The sequence below is a fragment of the Pseudomonas kribbensis genome, assembly GCF_003352185.1.
In the GTDB taxonomy this organism is placed as follows: domain Bacteria; phylum Pseudomonadota; class Gammaproteobacteria; order Pseudomonadales; family Pseudomonadaceae; genus Aquipseudomonas; species Aquipseudomonas kribbensis.
Map to the genome: position 1 here is coordinate 36,931 of NZ_CP029608.1, position 13,360 is coordinate 50,290.

Sequence of the window (13,360 nt, forward strand, 5' to 3'; positions counted from 1 at the left end):
TTCTTTACTGGTCGAGAAGTGGCAATGGGCAATGTCGCGCAACGCTCCGCTGAACTGATAGCGGATATGTCCGCAATGGCAGCCGCCGCTGTGCAATTCATTCATCACCCTGCCCTCCCGTTCCCGTGTTCATTGACTCCAGTCGCATCCGACGGTCGGTTGGCCGTTCGCATCGAAGCTTTCACCTGCGAAAGCTGGCTGAAAGGTTGCCCCATTAGGATCGCCGCCACTACCGGCAACAGACCGGTTGGCCAACGCGTGTGATTGCTCCCGCGTCAGGCCCAATTAACAACAACAATGGTGATTCTGATGTCCTCTGTAGCCCGCCTCCTCGCTCCAACTCCGCCCGTACGTCTCGTGCTTCCCGTTCTGCGCTGATCCCGCCCGATCCGCTCACCTACCTAGCCGCGCTACGCCTGGAGTATTCCCATGCTGACTTTCCTTGGCTTCGCCATGGTCATCACGTTCATGTTCCTGATCATGACCAAGCGCCTGTCCGCGCTGATCGCCCTGATCATCATCCCGATCCTGTTCGCCCTGTTCGGTGGCTTCGCCCCGAAGATCGGCCCGATGATGCTCGAAGGTATTACCAAGCTTGCGCCGACCGGCGTGATGCTGATGTTCGCCATTCTGTATTTCGCCCTGATGATCGACTCCGGCCTGTTCGACCCGGCCGTGCGCAAGATCCTCAAACTGGTCAAGGGCGACCCGCTGAAAGTTTCGGTCGGCACGGCCGTACTGGCGCTCGTCGTTTCCCTCGATGGTGACGGCGCGACCACTTACATGATCTGCGTGGCCGCCATGCTGCCGCTGTACAGCCGCATCGGCATGAGCCCGCGGATCATGGCCGGCCTGATCATCCTCGCCGGCGGCGTGATGAACATGACCCCGTGGGGCGGCCCGACCGCCCGTGCCGCCAGTGCGCTGCACGTCGACCCGTCGGACATCTTCGTGCCGATGATCCCGGCGATGGCTGCCGGTGTGGTGGCGATCCTGATCATTGCCTACTTCTACGGTAAACGTGAACGTGCGCGTCTGGGTGAACTGCACCTGATCGGCGACGAGATCGATCACAGCGAAATCAGCGTGTCGCAGTTCCCGGATGCCCGCCGTCCGAAGCTGATCTGGTTCAACGGCCTGCTGACCCTGGCGCTGATGTGCACCCTGATCGCCGGCCTGCTGCCGCTGCCGGTGCTGTTCATGGTGGCGTTCAGTATTGCAATGATCGTCAACTACCCTTGCCTGCAACAGCAGAAGGATCGCGTCGCGGCTCACGCCGGCAGCGTGCTGTCGGTGGTCAGTCTGATCTTCGCGGCGGGCATCTTCACCGGTATCCTGTCGGGCACCGGCATGGTCGATGCCATGTCGAAAAGCCTGCTGGCGGTGATCCCTGATTTCCTCGGTCCGTACCTGGCGGTGATTACCGCGCTGGTGAGCATGCCGTTCACGTTCTTCATGTCGAACGACGCGTTCTACTACGGTGTGCTGCCGGTGCTGTCGGAAGCGGCCAGCCATTACGGCATCACCGCCGTGGAAATGGCCCGCGCCTCGATCGTTGGCCAGCCGGTTCACCTGCTGAGCCCGCTGGTGCCGTCGACCTACCTGCTGGTGGCACTGGCCGGGATCGAGTTCGGCGATCACCAGCGTTTCACCCTGAAGTGGGCAGTGCTGGTCTGCCTGTGCATACTGGCCGCAGCCTTGCTGTTGGGGACTTTCCCGCTGTTCAGCACTTTGTAACGGCATCAACTCACCAGAACGCCAGCTGCTTGCTGGCGTCCTGGTTTAACACACGCTCAAAGGAATACACATGGAATGGCTGACCAACCCTGAGATCTGGGTTGCCTTCTTCACCCTGACCGCCCTGGAAATCGTCCTGGGCATCGATAACATCATCATGATTTCGATCCTGGTCAGCCGCATGCCCAAACACATGCAGCAGCGCACCCGGATCTTCGGTCTTGGCCTGGCCATGATCACGCGGATCCTGTTGCTGCTGTCGATCACCTGGGTCATGCGCCTCACCGCTGACCTGTTCGTGGTGTTCGGCCAGGGTATTTCCGGGCGTGACCTGATTCTGTTCTTCGGTGGCCTGTTCCTGCTGTGGAAAAGCTCTCAGGAGATGTACCACGCGCTGGAAGGTGAAGACGAAAGCGACGAGACGCCCGGCGGCAAGGGCGGCAACTTCCTCTACACCATCATCCAGATCGCGATCATCGACATCGTGTTCTCGCTGGACTCGGTCATCACCGCCGTCGGCATGGTGTCCCATGTGCCGGTGATGGTGGCGGCAATTATCGTGGCGGTGCTGGTGATGATGGCGGCCTCGGGCAAGATCAGCGAGTTCATCGACAAGCACCCGTCGCTGAAAATGCTCGCGCTGTCGTTCCTGCTGGTGGTCGGCACCGTGCTGATCGCCGAAGCGTTCGACGTGCACGTACCGAAAGGCTACGTCTACTTCGCCATGGGCTTCTCGCTGGCGGTCGAGGCCATCAACATCAAGCTGCGCACCGCGATGGCAAAAAAGAAGAAACAGCAGGATCCGGTGAAACTGCGCAAGGATGTTCCGGGTCAGTAACCGGAACGCTGCGCTGATGATCAAAGGGCCTTCGGGCCCTTTTTTCATGGCTGCATGAACCTGTTTTCATGACGCTTTTGTTTCAATCCCCACTTTAGCTGTGCAATGCTGGCGCCCGGACCGTTAGCCAACTACAGCTTAAGAACAACACGTAGAAACCGCGCGGTATCGTCAACTTGCCCCTTTGGGGCGCTGCAAATACAGGGGGTCTGCATGCTAACCCTGCTCAATCTGCTTTCTGCCGTGGCCTTGCTGATCTGGGGCACGCACATCGTTCGAACCGGCATCCTGCGGGTGTACGGCACCAACCTGCGCCATGTGATCGGCCAGAACATGTCCAGGCGCTGGCTCGCCTTCATCGCCGGCATCCTCGTGACCGCCATGGTGCAGAGCAGCAACGCCACCGCCATGCTCGTCACCTCCTTCGTCGGCCAGGGCCTGATGGCGCTGACCCCGGCCCTGACCACCATGCTCGGCGCCGATGTCGGTACGGCGCTGATGGCGCGGGTGCTGACGTTCGATCTGTCGTGGCTGTCGCCGCTGCTGATTTTTCTCGGGGTGATTTTCTTTCTGTCGCGCAAACAGACGCGGCTCGGGCAGATGGGCCGTGTGGCCATCGGGCTGGGGCTGATCATTCTGGCCCTGCAACTGATCGTCGAGGCCGCCGGGCCGATCACCCACGCAAAAGGCGTGAAGGTGATCTTCGCCTCGTTGACCGGCGACATCCTGCTCGACGCCCTGGTCGGTGCGTTGTTCGCGATGATTTCGTACTCCAGCCTGGCCGCTGTGCTGCTGACTGCGACGCTCGCGGGTGCCAACGTGATCAGCCTGCCGGTGGCGATCGGTCTGGTGATCGGCGCCAACATCGGCAGTGGCGTGCTGGCCTTCATGAGTACCAGCATGCAGAACGCCGCCGGCCGGCAAGTGGCGCTGGGCAGCCTGTTGTACAAACTGATCGGGCTGCTGCTGATCATTCCGGTGCTTGATCCGCTGGCGCACTGGATCGACAACCTCGATTACAGCCCGCAGGAAATGGTCATCGGCTTCCACCTGCTCTACAACACGGCGCGCTGCCTGATCCTGCTGCCGACGGTCGCGCCGATGGCACGGCTGTGCGCCTGGCTGTTGCCGGAGCGTCCGGAGGTCAACGGCACCGCCAAACCCCGTCACCTCGACGCGACGGCACTGGTCACGCCAAGCCTGGCGCTGGCCAACGCCGCCCGGGAAACCCTGCGCATGGGCGACCTGATCGACAACATGCTCGATGCCGCCCTCGACGTGCTGCGCGGCAAACAGACTGCCGTCACCCAGGAAATGCGCAAACTGACCGATGACGTGGAGGCGCTGTACAGCGCGATCAAGCTGTATCTGGCGCAGATGCCCCGGGAGGATCTCGGTGAGCAGGACAGTCGGCGCTGGGCGGAAATCATCGAACTGGCGATCAACCTCAAGCTCGCCAGCGACCTGATCGAACGCATGCTGCGCAAGGTGCAGCAGCAGAAGACCTCGCAACGCCGTTCGTTTTCCGAAGACGGGTTGGAAGAGCTGGCCGGGCTGCACCAGCAATTGATCGCCAACCTGCGGCTCGGGCTGTCGGTGTTTCTCAGTGGCGACAAGGAAAGCGCCCGTCAGTTGTTGCGCGAGAAACGTCGCTTCCGCGCCCAGGAACGCCGTCTGGCCCACGCCCATGTCAGCCGTTTGCAACGCAAGATCGTGCAAAGTATCGAGACCAGTTCGCTGCACCTGGAGTTGATTGCCGACATGAAACGTTTGAATTCGCTGTTCTGCAGCAGCGCCTATGTGGTGCTGGAAACTTCCGATACCGGCGCGCTGGCGGCGGACGAAATGGCGGACATCACGCATTCGCCTTGAACGTCTGGGACTGTGGTCAGTCAGTAACTTTGATTCAGCCTTCAGGCCGCTATCGCCAGCAGGCTGGCTCCCACAGAGATTGCATTTCAGATGTGGGAGCCAACCTGCTGGCGATGAGGGCCGGGCTGACGACACGGATCTCCAATTCAGCTGTATGGAAGCTCGTTATGCGTTGCCTGTTGTTCGCTTGTCTGTTGCTCGGTTCCCTGCCCGCCTTCGCCCTGGATCGCTTCCAGGTCGAAGGCTATGCGCTGCCCAACGGCCTGCAACTGCTGCTCAAGCCCGGCACCGAGCGCGGGCACGTGGCGATCCGGCTGGTGGTGGGCGTCGGCCTCGACGACTTCGACTGCAATGAAAAGGAACTGCCGCACCTGCTTGAACACCTGCTGTTCAGCGGCATCGACGCCACCGGCGAAGGTGGCCTCGAAGAACGTATGCAGGCTTTGGGCGGCGATTGGAACGCCTTCACCAGCAACGCCGACACCACCTTCGTCATCGAAGCTCCGGCGAAGAACCAGCGCAAGGTGCTCGACCTGTTGCTGGATCTGCTGACCCAGACCCGTTTCGACGACAACGCGATCAACGCCGCCAAACGGGTGGTCGAGCGCGAGGATGGCGGCCATTACACCCGTCTGCGGCGTTTTCTCGACCGTCAGGATCTGGGCCACAGTGCGAGCAATCAACTGGCGGTCGAGCTGGGCCTGAAATGCCCGCAACGGGCCGAAGTCGAGGGCCTGACCCGCGAGCAGCTGGATAAGGTGCGCAAGGCCTGGTACGCGCCGAACAACATGACCCTGATCGTCGTCGGTGACCTCGACAAGCTGCTGCCGGCCTATCTGGAACGGGCGTGGGGCGCGCTTGAGGCGGTCGATCCGAGCGAGCACCGGTCGCTGCCGGACATCCGCACCAGCGCTGCTCACGAACGCACGATCACTCGCGGTTTCATCGGTAACAGCGCCAAGCTGCACTGGCTGGTGCCGGAGCCGATGCTCGACGATCAGTACGACGAGACTTTCGACCTGCTCAAGGAGTATCTGGAGTGGGCGCTGTACCGCGAGCTGCGCTTGAACCATGGCCTGTCCTACGGGCCCTGGGCCGAGCGAGAGGTGTTCGGCGGTGTCGGCTTCATGAGCCTCAACGCCGATCTGGATCGTGGCGACATCGCCGAAGCCGAGCAGGTGCTGGAAGACCTCAAGGCCAGCCTGCTGAAAAACGGCCTCGATGCCGATACCTTCAATCGCATCAAACAGGCAGCCATCGCCCACCAGGCCTGGGCCGTGCAGGGCAACAGCGGCATGGCCGACTATTACTGGAGCGCGCTGGGCGACTACGAGGATGGCCGTTTCGCCGATCCCGCCCGGGAACTGCAAGGGGTCACGCTGGAGGCGGCGAACAAGGCCATGCGCGAATTGCTGTTGCAGCCGGGCTATCTGCGGATCGAGAAGCCGCTGTTCAGTGACGATCAGGTGCTGTGGCTGATTGGCGGCGCGGTCGGTGTTCTGGGGCTTGTCCTGCTCGGCTGGCATCTGCGCCGGCGCAAATCCGTGCCTTCAGACTGATCGACAGCCTCGCCACAGCCCCCGGCGGGCGGTACTCTGTCGAGGTTTTTTTCTTCGACTGTTGTGAACCGCCCAAATGCCCAAATTGACCCTTCTGATCCAGCGCATCCTCGAACTGATGAAGCGCTACCCCGGGGTCATTGCGCTTGGTGGTTTCATCTCCGGAGTCGGCAGTTTCATCCTGGTCGACCGGCAACAGGGGCTGGCGAGCTGGATCACCACGATCATGCTGCTGAGCTGGATCTGGCTGATGCTGGAAAACAGCCTGACCGAGCTGTTCACGCGGGTTTTCAAACGGGAAATCCCCCAGCCGCTGCTGCGTTATGCGACGCAGATGATCCACCAGGAAAGCCTGTTTTTCGTCCTGCCGTTCTTCTTCATCACCACCACCTGGAACAGCGGCCAACTGGTGTTCACCGGTTTGCTGTGCATCGCCGCGTTGATCTCGATCGTCGATCCGCTCTACTACAAATGGCTGGCGCCGCGGCGCTGGGCGTTCCTTGCATTGCATACCCTGACATTGTTCGCCGCCCTGCTCACCGCGCTGCCGGTGATCATGCACCTGACCACGTCGCAGAGCTTCAAATGGGCGCTGGGGACTGCCGTGGTCCTGTCGTTCCCGAGTCTGGCGTCGATCTTCCCGATCCGCACCGTGCGCAACGCGCTGGCGATCCTCAGCATCACCATTGGTATCGGCGGCGTCGGTTGGGTGCTGCGTTCGTGGGTGCCGCCGGCGACGCTGTGGATGACCGATGTGGCGATCAGCACCCAGTTGCAGGATCGCACCCCCGGCGCGAGCCTCGAGCAACTCAGCGCCGAGCAGATCCGCAACGGCGGGCTCTACGCCTACACCGCGATCAACGCACCGCGCGGGCTCGATGAGCGGATCTATCACGTGTGGCAGTTCAACGGCAAAGAGGTCGACCGCATTGCCCTGGACATCCACGGCGGGCGCAAGGAAGGCTACCGGGCGTGGACCCACAAGCAGGTTTTCCCCGGCAACCCGGTCGGTGACTGGCAGGTGCGGGTGCTGACCGAAGACGACCAGGTAATCGGCGTGCTGCGCTTCGAAGTCACGGACAGCACACCGACCAAAGAAAAGTAATCCGGTTCGTGCTATTACGTAGGTTCGCGAATTCAGCCGAACAAGCACGGAGCTTATGACCAGCAGCTCGATGACCGGTAATGCCCGACTGGACACCACGATCAGCCCTGCCCGTCTGCGGGTCACCGGGGACTGGACGCTCGCCCATTACGCCGAACTCAAGCACCTGAGCGAAACGCTCCGCGGTCAGTACGACGCCAGCACCACCATCGATCTCAACGGCCTCGGCGCCCTCGACACCGCCGGCGCCTCGCTGCTGGTGGAACTCCTCGGCTCCGAGCGCCTTGGCAAATCCGCCGAACATCCTGATTGCAAGATTTCCACGGCCGACCGCGCCTTGCTGCAAACCGTGTATCGCTCGCTGACCGACTTCTGCGTGCCGATCAAAGAACCGGAAATCAGCGTCAGCGTGCAACTGCTGACCCGCATCGGCCGGGCCGTCGACACGGTCTGGCAAGACACCCTGCAACTGCTCGGCTTCGTCGGCCTGATCCTCGAAACCATTGCTCGCAGTCTGTTCCGGCCCAAACGCTGGCGGATCACGCCGATGATCGCGCACATCGAACAAACCGGCCTCGACGCCGCGCCCATCGTGGCGCTGCTGACCTTTCTGGTGGGCGCGGTGGTGGCGTTTCTCGGGGCAACGGTGCTGGCCAGTTTCGGCGCCAGCGTGTTCACCGTGGATCTGGTGGGCTTCGCCTTCCTGCGCGAATTCGGCGTGCTGCTCACGGCGATCCTGATGGCCGGCCGCACCGCCAGTGCCTTTACCGCACAGATCGGCTCGATGAAGGCCAACGAGGAAATCGACGCGATCCGCACCCTCGGCCTCGACCCCATGGAGTTGCTGGTAGTGCCGCGGGTACTGGCGTTGCTGGTGGCCCTGCCGATGCTGACCTTCCTCGCGATGATCTGCGGGATCATCGGTGGCGCGGTGGTCTGCGCCGTGTCGCTGGATATTTCGCCGGCGATGTTCCTGTCGCTGCTGCAAAGCGACATAGGGATTCAACATTTCCTGGTTGGCCTGGTCAAAGCCCCGATCTTCGCGTTCCTGATTGCCGCCATCGGCTGTCTGGAAGGCTTCAAGGTCAGCGGCAGCGCCGAATCGGTCGGCGCCCACACCACCTCGAGCGTGGTGCAATCGATCTTCGTGGTGATCGTGCTCGATGCGGTTGCCGCGCTGTTCTTCATGGAGATGGGCTGGTGAGTCGTCTACCCCGCGTGCCGTCCGAGGCGGTGATCGAAGTCCGTGGCCTGTGCAATCGCTTCGGCAGCCAGAGCGTGCACGAGAACCTCGACCTCGACTTGTACAAAGGCGAAATTCTCGCCGTGGTTGGGGGTTCCGGTAGCGGTAAGTCGGTGTTGCTGCGCAGCATCGTCGGCTTGCGCCGGCCCAGCGAAGGCAACGTGAAAGTGTTCGGCCAGAACCTGCCGAGCCTGTCCGAGCACGAGCGGTCGCTGGTCGAGCGGCGCTTTGGCGTGCTGTTCCAGAAAGGTGCGCTGTTCTCCTCGCTGACCGTCACCGAGAACGTCGCCCTGCCCCTGATCGAACATGCCGGCCTGAGCCGTGACGACGCCGAGCACCTGGCGGCGGTAAAGCTGGCGCTGGCCGGGCTGCCGCTGTCGGCGGCGGACAAATACCCGGCGTCGCTGTCCGGCGGCATGATCAAGCGGGCGGCGCTGGCCCGGGCGCTGGCACTGGACCCGGACATCCTGTTTCTCGACGAGCCCACCGCCGGTCTCGATCCGATTGGCGCTGCGCAGTTCGACCAGTTGATCCTGACCCTGCGCGATGCCCTGGGCCTGAGCGTGTTTCTGGTGACCCACGACCTCGACACGCTCTACACCATCACCGACCGGGTGGCGGTGCTGGCGCAGAAAAAAGTGCTGGTGGCCGGGCCCATCGACGAGGTCTCGGAAACCGACGACACGTGGATTCACGAATATTTCCACGGCCCTCGCGGCCGCTCGGCGCTGGACGCCGCCAAACTGCTCAACGAGGTCTGACATGGAAACCCGAGCCCATCATGTGTTGATCGGCCTGTTCACGGTGATTGTGGTGGCCGGCGCCCTGCTCTTCGGTCTGTGGCTGGCCAAGTCCAGCGTCGACACCGAGTTCAAGGATTACGAAATCGTCTTCAACGAGGCGGTCAGCGGCCTGTCCCGGGGCAGCCCGGTGCAGTACAGCGGGATCAAGGTTGGCGACGTGGTCAGCCTGCGGCTCGACCCGAAGGACCCGCGCCGGGTGCTGGCGCGGATTCGCCTCGGCGGCGATACGCCGGTCAAGGAAGACACACTGGCCAAACTGGCGCTGGCCGGGATCACCGGCACCTCGATCATCCAGCTCAGCGGCGGCACGCCAGAGAGCCCGAAACTGCGTGGCAGGGACGGCGAACTGCCGACCATCGTCGCCTCGCCCTCGCCTATCTCTCGGTTGCTTAACGACAGCAACGACCTGATGAGCGGAGTCAGCACGCTGCTGAACAATGCCAATCAGATGTTCTCCGCCGACAACATCGAGCGCGTGAGCAAAACCCTCGAGCACCTGGAACAGACCACCGGCTCGATCAACGATCAGCGCGGCGACCTGCGCCAGGCCATGCAACAACTGGCAACCGTCGGCAAACAGGCCGGCAGCATGCTCGAGCAGACTTCGGCGCTGATGCGCAACGCCAACGGCCTGCTCAACGATCAGGGCAAACAGGCGCTTGGCAGTGCCGAGCAGGCGATGAAGTCGCTGGAGCAGAGCAGCGCCACCATCAACGGCTTGCTCAGCAAGAATCAGAATTCCCTCGACAGCGGCATGCAGGGGCTCAACGGCCTCGCGCCGGCAGTGCGCGAACTGCGTGAAACCCTGACTTCGCTGCGGGCCATTTCCCAACGTCTGGAGGCCAACCCCAGCGGTTACCTGCTGGGCAGTGAAAAGAACAAGGAGTTCACGCCATGAAGCTGACTCGCCTCGCCCTCCTCGCCGGCTTCACGCTGATCGGCGCCTGCTCGATCCTGCCCAAGTCCGAGCCGCTGGATGTCTACCGCTTGCCAGCCGCACAGGCGCCCGCCTCGACCGGTTCGGCAGCGACTCAACACTGGTCGCTGCGCCTGAACAAACTGCAAGCCAGCGAAGCGCTGAACCGTCCGGGCATCGCCGTGATTCCCCAGGGCGATGTGATCAGCACCTACAAGGCTTCGCGCTGGAGCGATCCGGCGCCGGTGCTGGTGCGTAACCGGCTGCTCGATGGCTTTGCGCGTGATGGCCGGGTGACGTTGCTGAGTACCGATGACAGCAACTTTTCTGCGGATCTGGAGCTGGGCGGCAGCTTGCAGGCGTTCCAGACTGAATATCAGGGCAATCAGGCCAGCGTCGTGGTACGGGTGGATGCGTTGCTGGTGCGCGGCTATGACCAGAAGATTCTTGCCAGCCACCGCTTTGAAGAGCGCCAGCCGTTGAGTGATGTGAAGGTTCCGGCGGTGGTTGCCGGGTTTGGACAGGCCAGTGATCGCCTCACTGCGAAAGTCGTGGCATGGGCGGTGGAGCAAGGGCAGAAAGTTGCCCCACCTGCCCGGCCTTGAGCCTTAACCGAAGAACCAGTAGCAGACGCCGATAGCGCCGAGCACACCCGCCAGCTCGGCCAGCAGCGCGCAACCGACGGCATGCCGTGCGCGTTGGATGCCCACCGCGCCGAAGTACACCGCCAGCACGTAGAACGTGGTCTCGGTGCTGCCCTGGATCGTCGCCGCCACCAGCGCCGGGAAGCTGTCGACGCCGGAGGTCTTCATCGTTTCGATGAGCATCGCCCGGGCGGCGCTGCCGGAGAACGGCTTGACCATCGCAGTCGGCAGCGCATCGACGAAGCGCGTGTCCCACCCTGCCCACTGCACCAGATGACGAATACCGTCGAGGCCGAAATCCAAAGCGCCTGACGCGCGCAATACGCCGATCGCGCAGAGCATCGCCACCAGATACGGCAATAGATTCTTGGCGACGTCGAAACCTTCCTTCGCACCTTCGACGAACGCTTCGTAGACCTTCACCTTGCGCAAGGCGCCGATCACCAGGAACAACATGATCAGGCCGAACAGCGTCAGGTTGCCGAGGATCGACGACAGCCCCGCCAGCGCCGTGGCCGACATCGTCGCCAGCAACGCCATGAAGCCGCCAAGGATCAGCGCGCCGGGAATCAGGTAGGCCAGCACCACCGGGTCCCAGACCCGCAGCCGCTGCATGAACGCCACCGACAGGAAGCCGACGATGGTCGAACAACTGGTGGCCAGCAGGATCGGCAGGAACACCAGCGTCGGGTCCGGCGCGCCTTGCTGGGCGCGGTACATGAAGATCGTCACCGGCAGCAGAGTCAGGGACGACGCGTTGAGCACCAGAAACAGGATCTGCGCGTTGCTGGCGATGGTCGAGCTGGGGTTGAGCTCCTGCAGCGCCTTCATGGCCTTGAGGCCTATCGGTGTGGCGGCGTTGTCCAGGCCCAGGCCGTTGGCGGCGAAGTTCAGGGTGATCAGGCCCAGCGCCGGATGCCCGGCCGGCACCTCCGGCATCAGCCGCAAGAACAACGGCCCGAGTACCTTGGCCAGCCATTCGACAATCCCGGCTTTCTCGGCAATGCGCAGGAAGCCCAGCCACAGGGTCAGGGTGCCGAACAGCAGCACCATGACTTCGACCGACAGCTTGGCCATGGCAAAAATGCTTTCCACCATCGCCGCAAAGATTCCGGCGTTACCGCCGACCAGCCACTGCACCAGTGCCGACACGGCTGCCACGATGAAGAAGCCAAGCCACAGGCCATTAAGCATCAGTCAAATCCCCCGGAAGATGCGGCGAATGATAGCGGGGTCGCCAGAAACGACAAACCCCGGATTTCTCCGGGGTTTGTCAGGGTGCCTTGCAGGCGGAGATCAGTTTTTCGAAACGTCACCGGCCGGCAGTTTTTCCTTGCTGCGCCAGTGCGGCAGCGAGTTCCAGTAGCGCTGGCCCTTGGCGTCGTCGTACATGCCTTCCCAGCGGGCGATGACCAGTACGGCGAGGGCGTTGCCGATCACGTTCAGGGCGGTACGCGCCATGTCCATCACACGGTCGACACCGGCGATGAAGGCCAGGCCTTCCAGCGGAATGCCGACGCTGCCCAGAGTGGCCAGCAGTACCACGAAAGACACACCCGGCACGCCGGCGATACCTTTGGAGGTGACCATCAGGGTCAGGACCAACAGCAGTTGCTGGCTGATCGACAGGTCGATGCCGTACAGCTGGGCGATGAAGATGGCGGCGATGGACTGGTACAGGGTCGAACCGTCGAGGTTGAACGAGTAACCGGTCGGCACCACGAAGCTGCAGATGGCTTTCGGTGCGCCGTAGGCTTCCATCTTCTCGATCACGCGCGGCAGCACGGTTTCCGAGGAAGCGGTGGAGTAAGCCAGCACCAGCTCATCCTTGAAGATGCGCATCAGCTTGATCACCGAGAAACCGAACATCTTGGCGATCAGGCCCAGCACCACGAAGGCGAAGAAGGCGATGGCGACGTAAACCAGGATTACCAGCTTGGCCAGCGGCAGCAGCGAGGCGAAACCGAAGTTGGCCACGGTCACCGCGATCAGGGCGAACACGCCGATCGGGGCGTAGTTCATGATCATGTGGGTGACTTTGAACATGCTTTCCGAGACGCCCTGGAACATCTTCACCAGCGGCTCGCGCAGGTCCGACTGCAGGCTCGACAGACCGAGACCGAACAGCACGGAGAAGAAGATGATCGGCAGCATCTCGCCGCGGGCCATGGCCGCGAAGATGTTCGACGGGATCAGGTTGAGGATGGTCTCGATGAACGCGTGTTCATGCTGTACTTCGGCGGCGGTCGCCTGGTACTTGGAGATGTCCACGGTGCCCAGGGTGCTCATGTCGATGCCGGCACCCGGATGGAACAGGTTGGCCAGCAACAGGCCGACGACGATGGCGATGGTGGTGACGATTTCGAAGTAGATGATGGTCTTCAGGCCGATACGCCCGAGCTTCTTGGCGTCGCCCACGCCGGCGATGCCGACGATAAGGGAAGAAATGACGATCGGGATCACGATCATCTTGATCAGACGGATAAAGATATCGCCTGCCGGTTGCAGGACGTTGCTGATCCACCAGGCCTTTTCGGCACTGAAATGGTTGAGCAACGCACCGATTGCAATCCCCAATACCAGACCGATGAGGATCTGCCAGGCGAGGCTAAGCTTTGCCTTCTTCATATTCTTTACCCTTAC

Annotated in this window: 11 protein-coding genes and 1 pseudogene; 9 read left to right on the top strand and 3 right to left on the bottom strand. The window is 62.3% G+C overall.

Annotated features, from left to right (window positions below; translation table 11 throughout):
- Positions 1–12 precede the first annotated feature (12 nt).
- Positions 13–105, bottom strand: a pseudogene (locus DLD99_RS00175) (GFA family protein); the annotation flags it as partial.
- Between the two features lie 324 nt (positions 106–429).
- Here DLD99_RS00175 and DLD99_RS00180 point away from each other — a divergent pair.
- From DLD99_RS00180 to DLD99_RS00220, 9 genes are all read left to right on the top strand, one after another.
- Positions 430–1,737: a CitMHS family transporter gene (locus DLD99_RS00180; RefSeq protein WP_085733875.1), complete on the top strand. Its 1,308-nt coding sequence runs from the start codon at positions 430–432 to the stop codon at positions 1,735–1,737.
- A 70-nt stretch (positions 1,738–1,807) separates the two neighbouring features.
- Positions 1,808–2,575, top strand: coding sequence for a TerC family protein (locus DLD99_RS00185; RefSeq protein ID WP_114880872.1), 768 nt, complete (start codon positions 1,808–1,810; stop codon positions 2,573–2,575).
- A gap of 213 nt (positions 2,576–2,788) precedes the next feature.
- Positions 2,789–4,447 (top strand): Na/Pi cotransporter family protein, encoded by a 1,659-nt coding sequence (locus DLD99_RS00190; protein WP_114880873.1) that lies wholly within the window; start codon positions 2,789–2,791, stop codon positions 4,445–4,447.
- A 167-nt stretch (positions 4,448–4,614) separates the two neighbouring features.
- On the top strand, positions 4,615–6,006 hold the full coding sequence (locus DLD99_RS00195; RefSeq protein ID WP_114880874.1) for a M16 family metallopeptidase: 1,392 nt from the start codon (positions 4,615–4,617) through the stop codon (positions 6,004–6,006).
- Between the two features lie 76 nt (positions 6,007–6,082).
- Positions 6,083–7,111 carry a DUF5924 family protein gene (locus tag DLD99_RS00200; protein WP_114880875.1) on the top strand — a complete coding sequence of 343 codons (1,029 nt, stop codon included), beginning with the start codon at positions 6,083–6,085 and terminating at the stop codon, positions 7,109–7,111.
- 55 nt (positions 7,112–7,166) lie between these two features.
- On the top strand, positions 7,167–8,315 hold the full coding sequence (locus DLD99_RS00205) for an ABC transporter permease (protein WP_114880876.1): 1,149 nt from the start codon (positions 7,167–7,169) through the stop codon (positions 8,313–8,315).
- A complete protein-coding gene (locus tag DLD99_RS00210) occupies positions 8,312–9,115 on the top strand; it encodes an ABC transporter ATP-binding protein (protein ID WP_114880877.1) in 804 nt (267 codons plus the stop codon). The genes DLD99_RS00205 and DLD99_RS00210 overlap by 4 nt, the downstream gene beginning before the upstream one ends.
- A gap of 1 nt (position 9,116) precedes the next feature.
- Positions 9,117–10,055, top strand: coding sequence for an MlaD family protein (locus DLD99_RS00215; RefSeq protein WP_114880878.1), 939 nt, complete (start codon positions 9,117–9,119; stop codon positions 10,053–10,055).
- On the top strand, positions 10,052–10,678 hold the full coding sequence (locus DLD99_RS00220) for an ABC-type transport auxiliary lipoprotein family protein (RefSeq protein ID WP_114880879.1): 627 nt from the start codon (positions 10,052–10,054) through the stop codon (positions 10,676–10,678). The genes DLD99_RS00215 and DLD99_RS00220 overlap by 4 nt, the downstream gene beginning before the upstream one ends.
- A 3-nt stretch (positions 10,679–10,681) precedes the next feature.
- On the opposite strand, the gene DLD99_RS00225 is transcribed toward DLD99_RS00220, so the two are convergent.
- Together DLD99_RS00225 and gltP are read right to left on the bottom strand one after the other, a co-directional pair.
- Positions 10,682–11,911 carry a nucleoside recognition domain-containing protein gene (locus DLD99_RS00225; RefSeq protein ID WP_085713054.1) on the bottom strand — a complete coding sequence of 410 codons (1,230 nt, stop codon included), beginning with the start codon at positions 11,909–11,911 and terminating at the stop codon, positions 10,682–10,684.
- 102 nt (positions 11,912–12,013) lie between these two features.
- Positions 12,014–13,345 carry a glutamate/aspartate:proton symporter GltP gene (gene gltP / locus DLD99_RS00230; RefSeq protein WP_085612511.1) on the bottom strand — a complete coding sequence of 444 codons (1,332 nt, stop codon included), beginning with the start codon at positions 13,343–13,345 and terminating at the stop codon, positions 12,014–12,016.
- Between the last annotated feature and the right edge of the window lie 15 nt (positions 13,346–13,360).